Here is a 1,657-nt window from a genome sequence, read left to right on the forward strand (position 1 = left end):
AAATTGAGACTAAACCAAATAAAACCCTACATAGGCAATAAGGAGATTGAACGCCAAAAGCTTATCCCTGAAGCCGCTCATACCAAAAAAAGCGAGATTGATACCAAAAAAATGCCTGTGTGCGATTATTTTCTAATACCCGGACGCAATCTTTATATATTTTAAAGTTTGTATGTCTTCAAACTAATTTGGACAAATGCTTAAGGAGTGTTTTAGTTTTATAAATCTATTAATTTTTGTTTTAAATATTCTGTTTTTCTGTTATTAATGGCCAGTTTTTTTAGGCTTTCTCTTTGTTTTAATATGAGGTCTCCACGACCATAATATACGTCAGCCGGGGTGAGGTTTTTTAAAGACTCATGATAGCGTTCGTTATTATATCTATTTACAAACTCTTCTAGGGCTTCTTTTAGCTCTTCTGGTGAATAGTAATTGTTCAATTTGACCACATTCTTCATTGTCCTGTGATACCTTTCAATTTTTCCTTGAGTCTGTGGATGTGCTGGTCTGCCATGCACCTGTTTCATTTCCAGTTCTTCGTTCAGGTACTTTCCCAGCTCCTTGGAGATGTAACAGGATCCATTGTCTGACAATAATTTAGGCTTAACCTTTGTTTTTAATTTTGCCTTTTCTATTGCCATGTCCACATTACGTATCACATCCTCATGCTTCATGGATGTACAAAGCTCCCAATGTACGATGTAGCGGCTGAAATCGTCCAGGATGGTACTTAAATAATAATCACCCCAGCCTTTTATTCTGAAATAGGTAAAGTCTGTCTGCCACATTTCATGCACAAAACCGGTTTTATCCTTAAATTCATTGGATGCACTGATCAAAATATGGGTCGGAGCACTTATCAGACCTTTGTTTTTAAGGATTCTATAAACTGAAGATTCAGAAATGAAAATCTCGTGCTCGTCTGTGATGTGATGTGCTAACTCGCGGGCCGATAGATCAACCTTATCCAGGGCAACCTCTACAACAAATTCTTTAACTTGTTCTGGAATACTGTTCCACTGTTGTTTGCAGTCCCTGTTTTTCAGTTCTAGCCCCTCATAGCCGTCTTTGAGGTACCGGTCATACCAGCTGTAAAATGTACTTCTGGAAATACCAAATTCAGTTAAGGTGCGCTTCACGCCAAGCTCAGATCGGGTAACAGCTCGATAATCTCCATTTTTTCTCCCGCTGATAATCGCATATACTTTTTGTATTTATCAGTTAATCCAGCAGATCCAAGCTTTTTTTTACGATATCATAGCGTAGAACCAGATCGGCAACCATTTCTTTAAGTCTGGCGTTTTCTTTTCGAAGTTCGGCAACTTCATCTGATGTCGCCTCACGGGTAACATCGCCTTCAAGTCGCTTTTTTCCTGCCTCCAAAAACTCCTTGTTCCATTTATAGAACTGAGACTCGTTAATACTGTGCTTACGACAGATCTCGGCAATAGAATTCTCCGCTCGTAACGCTTCCATAACGATCAAAATTTTCTGCTCGGCAGTGAAGATTCTTCGTGTACTGCGACGTACATCCTTGATAAAGTTTTCGGGGGTAGTTTTTTTTGGTCTTCCCATAATGATTAAAGTTAAAAATTTTTCAGGAAAACACTCTCTTAGTTTTTATTGAATTATGTCCAAATTATGCTGACGATTTACA

At 38.3% G+C, this 1,657-nt stretch carries 1 pseudogene; it reads right to left on the bottom strand.

Annotation, left to right across the window (positions count from 1 at the left end):
• Nucleotides 1–218: 218 nt before the first annotated feature.
• Nucleotides 219–1,575: pseudogene (locus L950_RS25220) on the bottom strand (IS3 family transposase).
• Nucleotides 1,576–1,657 lie beyond the last annotated feature (82 nt).

The organism is Sphingobacterium sp. IITKGP-BTPF85, assembly GCF_001006065.1.
In the GTDB taxonomy this organism is placed as follows: domain Bacteria; phylum Bacteroidota; class Bacteroidia; order Sphingobacteriales; family Sphingobacteriaceae; genus Sphingobacterium; species Sphingobacterium anhuiense.